Consider the following 15,264-nt stretch of genomic DNA (forward strand, 5'->3'; position numbering starts at 1 on the left):
TCACCCAGGCTACAATATGGAGAAATACTGTGAGTACTCTTGTAATTACAGGGATTAGTCGAGGGATAGGACTGGAAACAGCTAAAATCTTCCTAGCACAGGGTTGGCACGTTATTGGCACATCAACGAATGGCCATACTCCCCTAACACACAAGAATCTAAAAATCTATCCGCTGAATTTATTGGATTCCGAACAAATTAACCACTTTGCAAAACAATTACCAAAAATTGATGTCTTAATTAACAACGCTGCCGTTTTACTGGAAGATTGGCGCGAAAAAAAAATTAACATGCGCGAGTTAAAAGAAACCTTTGCGATTAATGTATTCGGCACCCTTGAATTAACGGAACAATGCATTCCACTTTTAAATTCTAATGCTCAAATCATTAATATTTCTTCAGGATGGGGTGCTTTTAGTTCCAATGATTCCGCTTCGGTACCCCATTATAAAATGTCCAAATCATGCCTCAATATGTATACCTTACTTTTAGCAGAAAGGTTACCTGAAATTACGGTTTCAAGTTTTGACCCGGGTTGGGTCAAAACGGATATGGGCACCAACAACGCTCCCAAACACCCATCCCAAACAGCACAAGAACTCTATGAGCTGGTCAATAAAAAAAAGAAAAGCGGTTATTTCTGGCATCAAGGAAAAATTAGAGAATGGTAGGTTGCAATATGTTATTTTTTCAAAGCATGTATGCCTTCGTCAGAACCGCGTGGCCTTTCAATAAAAAGACTTAATGATCTAACAACAATCTTATTGTATAATAATTGTCACCTTATTTACGAAAAGATATTTATTATGCTAGCAGTGCAAATTGAGCTTCGTAGTGCTTTTTTAAAGTATTTGCTTGAACCCAATAAAAATGAAACTGCACTCAAAAAAGCCAGTTTTGCATTATGTGGACATGCCATCTCAACCGGGAAAAGAAAAGCCAAAAAAGACTCAAAAGAATTTGGAGTAGATGAAATTAACACCGTTCTAGAGCCTTTAGTTATAGAAGCAGTTAAAGGCATATGCATCACTCAGGAACAATTAGTCGCTATCCAAAATTTTAAAGAAAGCTTATTTACAAAAAATAGAGTAGAGGCGGCTACTTTTGATTCAGTATTTGATCCGCTAATTGAAACATTGGCATCAGACAAGCGAATAGTAGACAATAAATACCATCATACGTTTGCTGCCATCTATCCCATTGAGCTTGATGGATATCGAATAAAAGAAAAAGATAAAGAGGCTGGTCAGGCCGCTTTAACACTCAGTAAGTCGCTTATGGATATTACTTTGGGTATTTGTAAAAAAGATAGTGCCGAGCAACACGATAAAGACAAATATGAGCAGGCCTATATCAATGCAGAAGGCCATGGAATAGACAAACATAGGGGTTTCAAAGAAAAATTCTATAACTTTTGTAGAATTTTAAGTTGTGTATTTATCAAGCCCTATTTCCATTATAAAGCTCAACCCTCATTTTGGACCACAGTGAAAACAAAAACCCAAGAAGATATTGATAAATCTCATGAGACAATCAATGCTTTTTTCAAAAACAATAAAACTTGCTAAATACCAATAAAAAAACCAAAATATACTCCTGTTAATTTGTCTAAGAGGAGTTAGGATGACCCATGACAAAGAACTTGGTGAGTTATTACAAGCTATCGCTGAAAAAAGCCTGCAAATTATTTCCGATATAAAGGAAACGCCATTACAACTTTCATTAATTATCAATCAATATATTGAGCTCACGGAACATTTTCAAAATGTGATGACTATTCTGTTGCAGAATCCAGAAAAAATCTGGGAAATGCAACTCGCATACTGGCAAGATGCTATTAATTTAGCGCAATCTCAAATGCAACATTGGTTAAATGGAACTCCCATGCCTATTCCTGATCCTCGTTTTCGCGAGGAAGAATGGCTCAATAATCCATTTTTCAATATGTTAACTCAGCACTATCTTTTAGCCAGTCAGCATATGAATTCTTTATTTGAACAATTGGAATACCCTGACAAAAACACCGCAAAACGTCTGCAATTTTTTACCAAGCAGTATTTAGATGCATTGTCTCCGGCTAATTTTGTTCATACCAATCCTCAGCTTATGGATGAGACATTGAAAAGCCATGGTAAAAATTTATTACATGGCTTGCATAATTTACTCTCTGATTTGGAAGTTGAGTCCCCGCGCCTCATGATAAAAATGACGGATACAGATGCGTTTAAACTGGGTGAAAATATCGCTGTGACTCCTGGGAAAGTAGTCTTTCGCAACAGCATGATGGAGCTTATCCAGTATGCGCCGCAAACAGCCAAAGTAAAATCGATTCCTCTTCTTATTATCCCGCCTTGGATAAACAAATATTATATTATGGATTTAAGCCCGCATAACTCACTCATTTGCTGGTTAGTGAAACAGGGAATTACTGTATTTATTATTTCCTGGGTTAATCCAGACTCCAATTTTTCTCATAAAAGTTTGTATGATTATTTAAATGAAGGGCCATCAACTGCGATTAATATCATTCGAAAACAACTGAATGCAGCGCAGGTTAATACCATGGGATTTTGTATCGGTGGAACACTTCTGTGCATGTTACTTGCGTACAATAAGGCACATCAAGATGACTCGATTCGTAGTGCCACCTTTTTAGCGTCAATGATTGATTTCAGTGATCCAGGTGATATTGCCGTTTTTATTGATGAACAACAAATTGCCAAACTTGAAGATGAAATGAAGTCAAAAGGATATCTTGCAGGAAAATTTATGGCTTCAAGTTTTAACTCCCTACGAGCAAATGACCTGATTTGGTCGTTTTTTATTAAAAATTATCTGCGTGGTAAAAACCCTGTGCCTTTTGATATATTGTACTGGAACTCTGATTGCACCAATATGCCAGCAACAATGCATTCTCAATATTTAAGATGGATGTATCTGCACAATGATTTGGTTAAGCCAGGCAAGATCCATCTTAACCATACCCCAATTGATATCAGCACAATTGACATTCCCACCTTTTTCCTCTCCACTGAAAAAGATCATATCGCACCATGGAAAACCACCTACTTAGGCTTTAAAATGATGAATGGCCCTAAACGCTTTGTTCTCGGAGGCTCAGGTCATATTGCAGGAATTATCAATGCACCTGAGGCGAAAAAATACGGCTATAAAGTGAACCCTCATGCTCCTGCTCATGCAGAGCAATGGCTGGAACAAGCAACAGAACATCCTGGCTCGTGGTGGCCGGAATGGTTGAAGTGGTTAAAACCCCATTCTGGAAAACTCATACCTGCACCTGATTTTAATAAACTCCCATTAAAACCTATAATGGATGCGCCAGGTAGTTATGTTTTGAAGAAATAAAATCTACCCGCGGTTCTCCCATTTAAGAAATTCCCTTCTCCCCTCTGGGGAGAAGGCGCCCATTAGGGCAGATGAGGGTATTGATTGTGATTAATGCCCCCCTACCTCTCTCCCACAAGCGGGAGAGAGGATTTATTCTACTTAATGACCGTTTTGTTTCTACACTCAGTTACAGCTAAACTAATTCTTCTTTCAGTTCATTTTCAATGGTTAAATAGTCAATTTTTCCTGAAGGCAGAACTGGAATCTTGCTTCCTGGAACAATCTGTTGCGGGATAAGTAATTCAGAATAAGCCAGTTCTTGTATTCTTTTCACAAAACTTGCTTTATCCGCATTGGTTGCCTCGCTATACAAGATAATTGCTTCTCCTTTTCTTGGACTTTTCTTACTCACTGCAGCATGTAATAATTCAGGCCAAATCGACGAAGCAATGCCCTCTACTGCAGTAAGAGAGACCATTTCACCTGCGATCTTGGCAAACCGTTTTGCACGACCCGCAATGGTAATAAACCCTTCGTCGTTCATCGTGACTATGTCTCCAGTATCATGCCATCCATCCGTTGGAGAAATCAGCGCTCCTGGTTTTTCGGAAGAGAGATAGCCCTTCATTACATTAGGACCGCGTACTATTAAGCGTCCTCCTTCAGCAATGCCATCTACAGGTTGAATTCGACTTTCCATAAATGGTAATAACATCCCGACACTCCCTGGGATAGAAGCTAGAGGACAATTCATGGAAATTACAGGTGCGGCTTCAGTAGCACCGTAGCCTTCATAAATTTTTACACCAAAAGTATCTATCCAATGGCGAATGGTTTCAGGCTTCACTTTTTCGGCGCCAGCAAAAATGTAACGCACGCTGCTAAAATCATGTCGTTCTGCAGCTCGAGCATAACCTGTTAAAAAAGTATCAGTTCCAAACATGATAGTAGCCCCGGTTTGATAAACCAAACCCGGAATTATTTTATAATGCAAAGGAGAAGGATAATAAAAGCAACTAATTCCATGTATTAGAGGAAGAATTGAACCGGCAGTTAATCCAAAACAGTGGAAGATAGGTAAGGAATTAAAAAATTTATCCCGAAAAGAAAAGTCAACTCGCGAAGTCAACTGGGCGCAATTCGCCTGTAAATTTGAATGGGTTAAGACGACTCCTTTGGGAATTCCCTCTGAACCGGACGTAAATAATATCACGCCCGTATCTTCCGGAGATACCGGGTCACCAATGAGTTGATATGCTCGGGAAGAAAATCGTCCCTTTAGTAATCCGGAAAGTTTATGGCCTAAATTAATTGAAGACTTAAAATCTTCGAGAAAGAAAACGTTTATTCCTGCGTTCTGTAATCCGACGACCAAATCTTCCAGTTTCGCTGTGGTGATGAATTGCCTTGCCGTATAGATTGTTTTTACTTCTGCAACCTTACAGGTAACCAACAAACTATGGAGACCGAGACTAAAATTTAACATAGCAGGGATACGTCGATATGCATGCAACGCAAAAAAGGTTACCATCCCCGCAATAGTTGTAGGTAACATGACGCCTACATGTTCTCCAACCTGGGTCTGTTTTTTAATTTGTCGACCCAAAATAAAACAACGCGCAAGAAATTGCTTATGGGTTAAGGGAGCACGATTTGCATCTTCAATTAATGCCTTGTTCTTTGTTCCTAACGCAGCTCCTTGAATAAGAGCCTCGAACATTGACATAGGTTGGAAGCTGTTTGCAAAAGTTAACTCACTGATCAAACGAAACAAACGTGTGCTCACTGAATTTCTGTCAAGTTGCTTATTTTTGTCCTGCATATAGGACTGTGTCGGCAATACATGCAAAATAATTTTGGGAAATAAACGAATAAGGTGTTTGTCTTTGCTTATAGAGAAAATACTGTGCTGAGCACCATCAATACGTATTGGGATAACCGATGATCCTGCTTTTTGTAACACCATTCCCGGAGCATCAAAAACTTTCAAGCTCTCTTCCTGCACACCTATTCCTTGAGGAAAAATAACACAACGCTTTCCCTCTCGTATCGCTTTTATCAACGCCCTTGCTGCAAAAGCATTGGTCGAATCAATGGTAATCACATCAGCAAATAGCCCCACCATCTTCATCCGAAGTTTACTTGATGAGTGTGGCGGAAAAGCTACAGTCAATTGCTCAGGTAAAAAAGCTGCCAGCAAAAGCAAATCAATGGTGGAAGTTCTATTTGCAACAATTACTGAGTTAGGTTCGGGTTGATAATTACCACGCAACTCTACTTTAAACCAGCGTACTAATAGCGCTTTAATCCACTTACGGGCACGCTGCTTTTGTTTTTCCTTCCAAGTAACTTGTTCCATGTTAGTGTATCTCTTATAAAAAATTCGCATTCGGTTATACCCAATCAATCATTTTTTTTCAAGATTGCAACGTATAACCAGGTGTAATAGACTTCTTGATAAATTTGATTATTAAGGGCCGCCGTGCGTTCACTGACACAAACTTATCCGACGCCAAAACAAATCCTATGAATTTCCGTATTATTCATCCTGCTAAAACTATCTTTATTGTTTTAGCCTTGGTATTCCTAATTACCACTGCCTTTTTTTTTCAAAAATATTCAAGTGAGATTATTAACTGGGTTGACCATCTAGGCTGGCTTGCACCGCTTTTATTTTTAATTATATATTGTTTTGCAACGATTATGTTCTTACCCACGATGGTGATCACTTTAGCAGGAGGAGCTCTGTTTGGACCCTTTTTTGGAACCCTCCTCAATTTATTAGGCGCCACAAGTGGTGCTGCTTTTTCCTTTTTGATCACCAGGCATCTCGTTTATGACTGGTTTTCTCAAAGAAAAGGAAAAAGACTAAAAAAACTAATCTCCGCCGTAGAGCAACGAGGGTGGATCATTGTTGCCATTCTGCGATTATTCCCGATTGTTCCTTTTAATCTAGTCAATTATGGCTTAGGAATCACTACGATAAAATTCCGACCTTATCTTATTACTACTTTTTTGTTTCTTATACCCGCTGAAATCATTTACACCTATTTTGGATATGCGGGAATGGAGGCTTTATTAAAACAAGGGGCATTTTATAAAAGTAAAGGAATCCTAATAGCAAGTTTAATCATCGTGCTGTTGTGTATTATCAAGGTCATGCATTTTAATTACTTTCGTCGCAAATACTCAGAGAAGAAGATAATTGACTAAGTAATGGGTGCTCTACCGAAAATGTAATATCGTCCAGGGAACATATCGGACGAATCCCCTGCAAGGAATTAGTTGCAAAAAGAACATCGGCTTCTTTTAACATTGTTTTTGTCAAAGAAACTTCCCTGCAAATTAAGCCCTGTTGTTTCGACAATTGCAAAATCCTTGAACGGGTAACTCCAGGAAGTACGCCATCGGTTACAGGAGGAGTCAGCAGGCACTTATCCTGTATCAAAAATAAATTCGCACAGGTAGTTTCGGTTGCATGATGCTGCAAGTTAAAAAACAACGCCTCATCAGCACCTAAAGCATTTGCTTGACGTCGGGCCAAAATAGCCTCTAAATAGTTGACCGATTTAACTTGATATATAGGATTATTTCCATCTCTTAACCACGGCGCGCTAACCAATCGGAGTGGATGAGTTTCCACGGTATAGTTAAAAGTCTGGAATATAAGCTGGCTTATCTGTCCCTGAGCTGCTAGGCCCCTAGGTGCGGAGCCTCCACTTAAAATTGCTTTAATACCACCATGATATAAATTATCGCATTTAATTTTATGAAGCAGATGCTCTCGCCATTGCTTAAAAGAAAGATCAAAGGGGATGCCTAGCTTTTGCGCAGAATCATTTAAACGTTGCCAATGCAAAAAAGCACAACATGGTCTAGCACTCTCCACTTTAAGCGTTTCAAACAAACCCTCGCCCAAAAAAATGCGATCATCAATTGGAAACGCAAAATTGCTGTCCCCTTCAGTCAGTACTCGTGTTCGTGTCATTACTTACTTAAACCTATTATTCTAGAAAAAGCAGTTGCATCTAATACGAGTGTTTATTGACGAGGGAGGTTAATAATCGCCAAAATCGTCCAGCTCATCACGCAAACGTTTTTCATCCAACATATTTTCCAATCGTCTACGGGCGTCTAAACCATTAGGAACCACTTCGGTAACCTCGGCTTCAACATCCAACTCACTATCAACATCAACGAAGTCTTCTCCGACTTCTACAACAGCATCTTCATCATCTTCAAATAAATCACTCATACCATTCTCTCAATGAGTTATACTGTACATGGAATCTAGGGGCTGTTGACCGTAGAATTGTCAACAGATCCTAATATCAAAGGATCACAAAAAACCAGGACGGCTTATATACCTTATTTTTTCTTCCTTGCCTAGTTTTTTATAAAAAAATTTGCAATTTCCTAAGATTTCAGAGTGACAAATTTTTTAGAGGATTTCAATACCTTGAATTTTTACAATAAAGAATCGATAATTTAAAGAGAATAATACACCGATAATTGTATGACCGATCAAGTCAAAAAGGCTTTAAGAGATACGATGAAACAAATACGCTCTAAGATATCTGTTTCGTATCGTGCCGCAGCTTCTAGTCAAGTATGCAATCGCATTCGCTTGTTAGAGCAATATCGAAATGCCAAACAAATCGCACTTTATTTTGCAATTAACGGTGAAATTGATGTGGATGAACTTTGGAGGAATGCGCTCTCACAAGGAAAAATCTGTTATTTTCCTGTTCTTAATGAAGAAAATTTAACTCTTTCTTTTTTACCAGCAACATCGGATACCCCCTTCCAAAAAAATCGTTACGGGATTGCTGAACCCGATGTTGATCCTGATTTATCCATTCCTGTTGAAGAATTAGACTTAGCCTTAGTGCCATTAGTTGCTTTTGATGTACGTTGTAATCGCCTTGGTATGGGAGCTGGTTATTACGATCGGACCTTTAAAGGTAGAGAAAATTGTCCTTTATTTGGTGTCGCTTACCAATTTCAACGTGTCGATTCCATTGAACCCGAACCCTGGGATATCCAGCTTAATGCAGTCATTACCCAACGTGCCATTTATTGGTATGGAGGGGGTTAGGTTAAAGCATCTGCATTAATTTCTCCGGTACGCACGCGGACCACTTGCTGCAACTCATAAACGAAAATTTTGCCATCACCAATTTTTCCGGTATACGCAGATTTACAAATCGCTTCAATTGCCGATTCAACCATATCATCAGGCAAGGCCAATTCAATTTTAATCTTAGGAAGGAAATCAACTACATATTCAGCACCTCGGTACAGCTCCGTATGACCTTTTTGTCGTCCAAAGCCTCGAGTTTCAGAAATAGTTATCCCTGGCACTCCTATTTCCATTAACGCTTCATGTACATCATCCAGTTTAAAAGGCTTAATAATTGCCATAATCATTTTCATAATATATTCCGCTGTGATAATACTTTTGTTAGACTCTTTACAAAAACAAACATGGAGTGATTATGTTCGACCCCAAACAATTTGACGATTTAGCAAAAAAACTTTTTGCTGCTCTTCCCCCAAGTCTACAAAACATTGAAAAAGACATCCAACAAAAATTTAAAGAAGTGTTACAAGCAGCTTTTGCGCATATGGATCTGATTACTCGCGAAGAGTTTGATGTACAAACCAAAGTTCTGGCACGAACCCGAGAAAAAGTAGAACACCTTCAAAAGCAAGTCGATGTTTTAATGACCCAGCTTAATAAAGAACAAAAGCAATAGCAGCATAAGCTCAAGCGACAATAATATAAGCCTATAAACTTTGTTTTAGATTCTAAGACATCCCTGATTCGAGGAACAGAGTTTACTTAAGTCAATAGATAGAGATAACGAAGCAATAAAGGAAAAAATGCAGGTTATGCTCTAATAGGAAATTTTGTCGAACAATTAGTCCAACATCACAGGAAGAAGCAATGAATCTTGCATTTACTAAAACACGTAGTACTGTGGGGATATTGGCACAACCGGTGTCAGTAGAAGTTCATTTATCGAATGGTTTGCCTGGTTTTACAATCGTAGGCCTTGCCGAAACCGCCGTGAAAGAAAGCAAGGATCGAGTCCGCTCTGCGATTATTAATAGCCAGTTTGAATTTCCCTGCCGAAAAATTACTGTCAATTTGGGGCCTGCTGATTTACCTAAAACAGGAAGTGGTTTTGATTTACCAATCGCTCTTGGTATTCTTGCTGCTTCCAAGCAAATTCCTCAAAACCAATTAACCGACCATGAGTTTATAGCCGAACTTGCTTTGAGTGGCGAGCTTCGAGGCATTTCCGCTATTATTCCAGCTGTCTTAGCGGCAAACAAAGAAAAAAGCTCACTGATTATCGCCAGTGCTAATGCACATGAAGCCTCCTTGACCGGATATCAAAACATCTATAGTGCAAATAACTTGCGTGAAGTATGCAGCTACCTGTGTCAAGGAACTTCATTACAATTCCTCCCCCCTAAACCTGAATCATGCTCCATGCGCTATACAGACGATTGGTCTGATATTAAAGGTCAGTTTCATGCGAAAAAAGCAATGGAAATTGCCGCATATGGCGGACACAGTATTTTACTCAATGGTGCTCCTGGAAGCGGAAAAACCATGTTAGCCAGGCGATTCAGGACTCTATTGCCCCCCTTATCTGAAGCAGAAGCCTTAGAATGTATCGCCATTAACTCCATACGCGGTAAATTACCTGATTTTAGTGAATGGTGCTCCCCACCTTTTCGTACCCCCCATCATACTGCCTCCCCCGTATCTTTAGTTGGTGGGGGAAATCCCCCAAAACCAGGGGAAATATCTCTGGCACATCATGGGGTCTTATTTTTGGATGAGTTACCTGAATTTGATCGACAAGTCCTAGAAACCTTAAGACAACCTCTGGAATCAGGAACAATATGCATTTCAAGAGCGGCAGCACAAATAGAATTTCCAGCGAAATTTCAGCTCATCGCAGCCATGAATCCCTGCCCATGTGGACAATGGGGCAATCCTCAGGCGAACTGTTTGTGTAGCCCTGATCGCATCAAGCGATATCATGCCAAAATTTCAGCACCTTTACTGGATCGTATTGACATGCATATCTCCGTCCAGGCACTCACTCAAGAGGAATTAGTTACCCCGAATAGTAATCCTCATAAACAAAGTGATCTGATCCGAGAGCAGGTTATTAAAGTACGAGCCATACAGTTGGCGCGACAAGATTGTCTTAATGCTTATTTAGGAGCAAATACATGTGAAAAAATTTGTGCATTAGGTTCTGAGGAACACGATTTTTTACGACAGTCTATGCTGCAACTCAAACTGTCTGCCCGGGGATATCATCGTTTATTGAAAGTTGCTCGAACTATTGCTGACATACACGCAAGCAGCCGGGTATGCTTAGAGCATTTACAACAAGCATTATCCTTCAGGCATGCATTACGCACTCCGGGATAAAGGGGATTGTCGTTAAACTCCCCTCTCCCGCTGGGGAAAGGTGTCCGTAAGGGCGGATAAGGGTATTGATTTTAACTAACGAACCCTCACCCCTAACTCTCGAGAGGGGATTCCTAATGGCAGTTAGGTTAATTCCAAATTAAAAGTTAAATTGAGCAAACGTATGAGGTAATAGATTACCGGAACGAACACTCCTAAGACGAAAATTATGATCATTGTCGATATTGAATAATGGATTGGTTCACCAGATTGGAGCTCATTATTTCCATAGATGTTTTTTCTTTTGCTTAATAGATAGCATAGAAGTGATAAACCATAAAAATGGCTGGAGAAAAAACTGATTCGGACCCAAACATTAGACATTTCTTGGCTGTTTACATAATCAATAGGAAAATTGAGGAGAAATAGGCATAAGAACCACATCAACATGGTTTTTGTCGAAAAGTCTTGTTCTTCTGATGCCACAAACCAAATAAGTATCATGGGAAGAATTAACACTGGAAAATAATACATCCATCCAAAAGGGCTCAGAAATAACATCATTGCTAAAGTCAGACAAAAGGGTTGATGATTTACCGGATCCTTTTGATTTGGACCTAGTTTTCGCCAATACCATCGAAGCAAAAATAAAAATAAAATCCCATAACACAGATTGACTAATTTCAAATAAAACATGTTAGGGAGTTTCTCTCCTCCAAAAAATAGACGAAAAATAAACCCATAAATTGAGGCATTCCAATCATCCCCATACCAAAACACCCCTCGCATCATTCTAAAATATTGCTCATAAACCACCGGGCCATGAGCCAGGAGGGGAAGACTTGCAGCCACTAATAAAGTAACCAACATGATTGCAAAAACTCGTTTACGGCCTTGTTTTAAAACATAGAAAAATAACAAAGCGGGAAATAATTTGATCGCAATGATAATGCCCCAGAATATACCTGCACGATAGTCACGATCATTTAAATAAAAATAATACCCCCCCATAATTAAAAACAATAAAATACATCCAAATTGCTGAGTCACCAGATTCATTAGTGTGGGAAAAAATGCAAAATATAGAAGATACACATTGATATAATGTTTCTGCAAAAAACGATGCGAAAACGCATAATAAAAACTAATAGTTACTCCAATTATGCCTAAAATGAAAGAAATGCAAACCCAAACAAGTAATGCGTTGGAATAGCTTAATCGCGTTAAAAAACTAAATCCCCACAAAACAAACGGTGGATTTAAATTAGCAGGCAATATTTTTATAGCGGGCAAAAACGTAGTAAAGAAATTTCTATAAGGATTTTCGCCTTGCATTAATGCCTGAGACGATAAATAAAAAGAAGAGAAATCAACTCGTTGATAATGCTTAAAAATAAAATAGAAAAGCAAACAATAAAAACTCAGCAATACTAAAATGCATACATGCTGATAGCGATCGCTCATGGGTATATCCTTCTGAATCTGATGCACATCCTATTGAAAAGCCCTATTTGCACTCAAATCTGACTTTTCCCCAAGATTCTTATTTTGTGACCAAGAGAAAGCTATATCCTTGGATGGTCCATTTAAATTATACTGTCCTCTGCGGTGCTTGATATTACACTTGATGACTTAATGCATCAAAAATTGCCATGCGTACAAAAACGCCATTTGCAACTTGACTCAGTATAAAAGAATGTGCCCCGTCTGCAACATCACTGTCTATTTCAATACCTCGATTTATAGGTCCCGGATGCATCACCATCACGTCAGGTTTAGCATACGTCAGATTTTCTTTGGTTAGAGCAAAATCACGTCGATAAGTATCGAGATCCAAATGATCGGACGCTGCTAAACGTTCATGTTGCACACGCAAACAAATCACTACATCCGCATCGATTAATCCATCGCGTAAATCATGGGTTACTCGTCCATAATGCACTGTCTGAGGTTGCCAAATCTCCGGAGCAACCATGACAAGCTCACCCACTCCCAATTGAGCGCAAATACATTGAAAAGAATTCGCCACCCTTGAGTGCCTAATATTTCCCAGAATTGCTATTTTTAATTGATCCAATCGCGGTTTTCGCTCAAGGATTGTCATCATATCAAGCAAAGCTTGGCTTGGATGTGCATGGGTACCATCACCTGCATTAATTATATGGGCTAAATCCCCAATTTGTTGGGCCAAATTTTGCTGTAACCCATTTTGACGATGGCGAATTACAAAATATTGAATTCCCATAGCTGCAAGGGTGCGAACTGTATCCTCAATGGTCTCTCCCTTAGTTTCTGAAGAGCTGTGTAGGTCTAGATTGATTACTGGCATGGATAAACGCTTTGCAGCCAATTCAAAACTTACCCGAGTTCGCGTACTGTTTTCATAAAATAAATTTGCCACCGTATATTGTGCGTATGATGGATAATGATTCTGATTTTTGAAATACACGGCACGTTGTAGTATGGATTCAATTTGTTGACGTGATAATTGACTAATTTCTAAGAAATGATTCATAAAAACCTTATTTTTTAACTAAACCGCTAGGACTCTGTGGTCTCTTCCCGCTTCGCTAGATTGAGCCATGAATTCATGTCATCCCGACCATAGCGAGGGATGACTTGGGTTGTATGTGGCTATGCCAGTAGAATGCGGAAAGACCCTATTCAGGATGTTGTAGCCATTGCTCCAGTATAACACAAGCCGCTATACTATCTACCTCAGATTGCTTGATTTTACGATATCCACCTTGTGCAAACAATTGCTCCCTAGCCGCAACCGTTGAAAGCCGTTCATCAACTAAATGAACCGGTAAAGTAAATCGCTTACGCAATTCCTTGGCAAATCGGCGCGCAGCGGAAGTTGTGTATAACTCACTGCCATCAATACAGGTAGGAATACCTACAATTAATGCTTGAGGGGACCACTCAGCAATGACTTTGGCAACCAAACCCCAATCAGGCACACCGGATCGGGCACTCAAAGTCGCTAAAGGGGAGGCGCTGCACGTTAATTGTTGACCTACTGCAACACCAATGCGTTTATAACCGAAATCAAAACCTAAAAAAACAGGACTAGGCATGGCCGACATTTGAACTGAGTTGGCTCATTCTAATCCCTAAAGTGGACCCTGCATATTCCCAACGATCCTCGAAGGGAACCTCATACAAAATCTCCGAGCGATAAGGACAAACCAACCAAGTATTTTCAAGAATTTCTTTTTCCAATTGATTTTCCACCCATCCAGCATAACCTAAAGTAATTAAAACATCTTTAGGTCCTTTATCTTCTGCGATGGCACGAATAATATCATTTGATGTAGTTACCGTCACCTCATCTTGTAAAAACAAGCTGGATCGCCACCCACCAAATTGTTTATGAATCACAAATCCCCTTTCAGGTTGTACTGGCCCACCAAACATTAAAGGCATTTTGCTTTGCTCCATACGAACTGGCTCAATATGTAATTGCTCAAAAACGATGGCAAGGGGAAATTGCATGGGGCGATTGACAATTAAACCTACAGATCCTTGTTCGTGATGTTCACAAATGTAAATCACTGTTCTTTCAAAATTAGGATCATTTAGAGAAGGCATTGCAATCAGCAAATGATTAGCCAGCGAGCTTATAATTGCCATGAGCCCTCCCGAAGGGTTAGTTTATTTATTAGGTTTATATTAATTATATACCAATTGTATATTTTTTATACGAACATGATTAAAAATCATGCTCCACTGTAACCTTTACATAAAGTGTTGCTTGCTGAGAAAAAGGCCTTCCAGCGGTATAAGACACAGAGGAAGAGTCAGTATCCTCTGTTCCCTCAGGAGTTCCCAAAGAAACCCACTTATTTAATGGGACCATTAAAGTTGTATCTATATTTTGATTATCAAATTGCTGTCCACCTGCGGGATTTTGTTGTTCACGTACTCGACGCACTTTTAACTCGACCTTTGAACCACGCATCACCGGTTGAACCAGCAATCCATTTTTTATCTGATGTTGTTCGTAAGCTATTCCTGTAAAAAATCCCGCACCTACCGAGGTGATGATTGGCACTTCTTCTCCAGTAGAGACAAAGGCAGATTCGCCACTCATTACTTTAACTGATTGTGAACGCTTCACCTCAGCTGGAGACTGCGAACTATAGGTCACAGAATTTTCATTTTGTGTACTAAGCCAATTAGGGTCCCCTTGATAAATTGAAATTTTAAATGTTACAGGGGGTACATCAATTTGATGCAATACGGTTCTAATTTGGGTTAATGTCTGAGGAGAAACTTGCACGATTAAAGTTTGCCCAGAACCACTTATTTTTTCTCCGGATTGCAACAGGGGTTGCACTAATTGAATCACTTTTTGAACAGGGACATAATGCAGTTCAATCACCTTGGTGATTAGCGTTTGCGAAAACACATTATTTGCCAACAATAATAAACCGATTAACCAAAATCGCTTCATCCCGAACTCCTTGTCC

Annotated in this window: 16 protein-coding genes; 7 read left to right on the forward strand and 9 right to left on the reverse strand. The window is 39.4% G+C overall.

Translation table 11 applies throughout. The annotated features are described in order from the left end of the window. Positions 1-29: 29 nt before the first annotated feature. The 3 genes from EL022_RS15790 (at position 30) to EL022_RS15800 (ending at position 3,366) form a co-directional block, all read left to right on the forward strand. The gene (locus EL022_RS15790; protein ID WP_028380986.1) at positions 30-671 is read left to right on the forward strand and encodes an SDR family NAD(P)-dependent oxidoreductase; all 642 of its coding nucleotides are present in this window, start codon (positions 30-32) and stop codon (positions 669-671) included. A gap of 135 nt (positions 672-806) precedes the next feature. Next, positions 807-1,568: a hypothetical protein gene (locus EL022_RS15795; protein WP_028380985.1), complete on the forward strand. Its 762-nt coding sequence runs from the start codon at positions 807-809 to the stop codon at positions 1,566-1,568. A 55-nt stretch (positions 1,569-1,623) separates the two neighbouring features. Beyond that, positions 1,624-3,366, forward strand: a complete 1,743-nt coding sequence (locus tag EL022_RS15800) for a PHA/PHB synthase family protein (RefSeq protein ID WP_028380984.1) — start codon at positions 1,624-1,626, stop codon at positions 3,364-3,366. 175 nt (positions 3,367-3,541) lie between these two features. Here EL022_RS15800 and EL022_RS15805 read toward each other — a convergent pair whose 3' ends face one another. Further along, complete coding sequence (locus tag EL022_RS15805) at positions 3,542-5,707, reverse strand: AMP-binding protein (protein ID WP_028380983.1); 2,166 nt, start codon at positions 5,705-5,707, stop codon at positions 3,542-3,544. Positions 5,708-5,874: 167 nt separating this feature from the next. On the opposite strand from EL022_RS15805, the gene EL022_RS15810 reads away from it, so the two are divergent. Further along, positions 5,875-6,561 carry a TVP38/TMEM64 family protein gene (locus EL022_RS15810; RefSeq protein WP_028380982.1) on the forward strand — a complete coding sequence of 229 codons (687 nt, stop codon included), beginning with the start codon at positions 5,875-5,877 and terminating at the stop codon, positions 6,559-6,561. Here the strand turns inward: EL022_RS15810 and EL022_RS15815 are convergent. Both EL022_RS15815 and EL022_RS15820 read right to left on the reverse strand, forming a co-directional pair. Beyond that, positions 6,515-7,336, reverse strand: coding sequence for an aminotransferase class IV (locus EL022_RS15815; protein WP_028380981.1), 822 nt, complete (start codon positions 7,334-7,336; stop codon positions 6,515-6,517). The genes EL022_RS15810 and EL022_RS15815 overlap by 47 nt on opposite strands. A 69-nt stretch (positions 7,337-7,405) precedes the next feature. After that, the gene (locus EL022_RS15820; protein ID WP_028380980.1) at positions 7,406-7,603 is read right to left on the reverse strand and encodes a PA3496 family putative envelope integrity protein; all 198 of its coding nucleotides are present in this window, start codon (positions 7,601-7,603) and stop codon (positions 7,406-7,408) included. A gap of 261 nt (positions 7,604-7,864) precedes the next feature. On the opposite strand from EL022_RS15820, the gene EL022_RS15825 reads away from it, so the two are divergent. Beyond that, positions 7,865-8,446: a 5-formyltetrahydrofolate cyclo-ligase gene (locus EL022_RS15825; protein ID WP_028380979.1), complete on the forward strand. Its 582-nt coding sequence runs from the start codon at positions 7,865-7,867 to the stop codon at positions 8,444-8,446. Here EL022_RS15825 and EL022_RS15830 read toward each other — a convergent pair. After that, the gene (locus EL022_RS15830) at positions 8,443-8,784 is read right to left on the reverse strand and encodes a P-II family nitrogen regulator (protein WP_028380978.1); all 342 of its coding nucleotides are present in this window, start codon (positions 8,782-8,784) and stop codon (positions 8,443-8,445) included. The genes EL022_RS15825 and EL022_RS15830 overlap by 4 nt on opposite strands. A 62-nt stretch (positions 8,785-8,846) precedes the next feature. Between EL022_RS15830 and ubiK the strand changes: the two genes are divergently transcribed. Together ubiK and EL022_RS15840 are read left to right on the forward strand one after the other, a co-directional pair. Then, positions 8,847-9,107, forward strand: a complete 261-nt coding sequence (gene ubiK / locus EL022_RS15835) for a ubiquinone biosynthesis accessory factor UbiK (RefSeq protein ID WP_028380977.1) — start codon at positions 8,847-8,849, stop codon at positions 9,105-9,107. Positions 9,108-9,298: 191 nt separating this feature from the next. Continuing rightward, entirely contained in the window at positions 9,299-10,810 is a 1,512-nt protein-coding gene (locus EL022_RS15840) for a YifB family Mg chelatase-like AAA ATPase (RefSeq protein ID WP_028380976.1), read from the forward strand. A 123-nt stretch (positions 10,811-10,933) separates the two neighbouring features. On the opposite strand, the gene EL022_RS15845 is transcribed toward EL022_RS15840, so the two are convergent. The 5 genes from EL022_RS15845 to EL022_RS15865 all read right to left on the reverse strand — a co-directional run bounded on the left by EL022_RS15845 (position 10,934) and on the right by EL022_RS15865 (position 15,248). After that, complete coding sequence (locus EL022_RS15845) at positions 10,934-12,253, reverse strand: glycosyltransferase family 87 protein (RefSeq protein WP_028380975.1); 1,320 nt, start codon at positions 12,251-12,253, stop codon at positions 10,934-10,936. A gap of 154 nt (positions 12,254-12,407) precedes the next feature. Beyond that, on the reverse strand, positions 12,408-13,304 hold the full coding sequence (locus EL022_RS15850) for an aspartate carbamoyltransferase catalytic subunit (protein ID WP_028380974.1): 897 nt from the start codon (positions 13,302-13,304) through the stop codon (positions 12,408-12,410). 145 nt (positions 13,305-13,449) lie between these two features. Next, a complete protein-coding gene (gene ruvX / locus EL022_RS15855; RefSeq protein ID WP_028380973.1) occupies positions 13,450-13,869 on the reverse strand; it encodes a Holliday junction resolvase RuvX in 420 nt (139 codons plus the stop codon). Beyond that, entirely contained in the window at positions 13,862-14,425 is a 564-nt protein-coding gene (locus tag EL022_RS15860) for a YqgE/AlgH family protein (RefSeq protein WP_028380972.1), read from the reverse strand. Before EL022_RS15860 ends, ruvX begins: the two co-directional genes overlap by 8 nt. Positions 14,426-14,504: 79 nt before the next feature. Continuing rightward, positions 14,505-15,248 (reverse strand): type II/III secretion system protein, encoded by a 744-nt coding sequence (locus EL022_RS15865; RefSeq protein ID WP_028380971.1) that lies wholly within the window; start codon positions 15,246-15,248, stop codon positions 14,505-14,507. Positions 15,249-15,264: the final 16 nt, after the last annotated feature.

This window comes from Legionella cherrii, assembly GCF_900635815.1.
Lineage (GTDB): Bacteria > Pseudomonadota > Gammaproteobacteria > Legionellales > Legionellaceae > Legionella > Legionella cherrii.

Excerpts from the sequence above, each read along its gene's own strand:
- EL022_RS15795 (WP_028380985.1), top strand. The coding sequence starts at position 807 with ATGCTAGCAGTGCAAATTGAGCTTCGTAGTGCTTTTTTAAAGTATTTG.
- EL022_RS15800 (WP_028380984.1), top strand. The coding sequence starts at position 1,624 with ATGACCCATGACAAAGAACTTGGTGAGTTATTACAAGCTATCGCTGAA.
- EL022_RS15805 (WP_028380983.1), bottom strand. The coding sequence starts at position 5,707 with ATGGAACAAGTTACTTGGAAGGAAAAACAAAAGCAGCGTGCCCGTAAG.
- EL022_RS15810 (WP_028380982.1), top strand. The coding sequence starts at position 5,875 with ATGAATTTCCGTATTATTCATCCTGCTAAAACTATCTTTATTGTTTTA.
- EL022_RS15815 (WP_028380981.1), bottom strand. The coding sequence starts at position 7,336 with ATGACACGAACACGAGTACTGACTGAAGGGGACAGCAATTTTGCGTTT.
- EL022_RS15820 (WP_028380980.1), bottom strand. The coding sequence starts at position 7,603 with ATGAGTGATTTATTTGAAGATGATGAAGATGCTGTTGTAGAAGTCGGA.
- EL022_RS15825 (WP_028380979.1), top strand. The coding sequence starts at position 7,865 with ATGACCGATCAAGTCAAAAAGGCTTTAAGAGATACGATGAAACAAATA.
- EL022_RS15830 (WP_028380978.1), bottom strand. The coding sequence starts at position 8,784 with ATGAAAATGATTATGGCAATTATTAAGCCTTTTAAACTGGATGATGTA.
- ubiK (WP_028380977.1), top strand. The coding sequence starts at position 8,847 with ATGTTCGACCCCAAACAATTTGACGATTTAGCAAAAAAACTTTTTGCT.
- EL022_RS15840 (WP_028380976.1), top strand. The coding sequence starts at position 9,299 with ATGAATCTTGCATTTACTAAAACACGTAGTACTGTGGGGATATTGGCA.
- EL022_RS15845 (WP_028380975.1), bottom strand. The coding sequence starts at position 12,253 with ATGAGCGATCGCTATCAGCATGTATGCATTTTAGTATTGCTGAGTTTT.
- EL022_RS15850 (WP_028380974.1), bottom strand. The coding sequence starts at position 13,304 with ATGAATCATTTCTTAGAAATTAGTCAATTATCACGTCAACAAATTGAA.
- ruvX (WP_028380973.1), bottom strand. The coding sequence starts at position 13,869 with ATGCCTAGTCCTGTTTTTTTAGGTTTTGATTTCGGTTATAAACGCATT.
- EL022_RS15860 (WP_028380972.1), bottom strand. The coding sequence starts at position 14,425 with ATGGCAATTATAAGCTCGCTGGCTAATCATTTGCTGATTGCAATGCCT.
- EL022_RS15865 (WP_028380971.1), bottom strand. The coding sequence starts at position 15,248 with ATGAAGCGATTTTGGTTAATCGGTTTATTATTGTTGGCAAATAATGTG.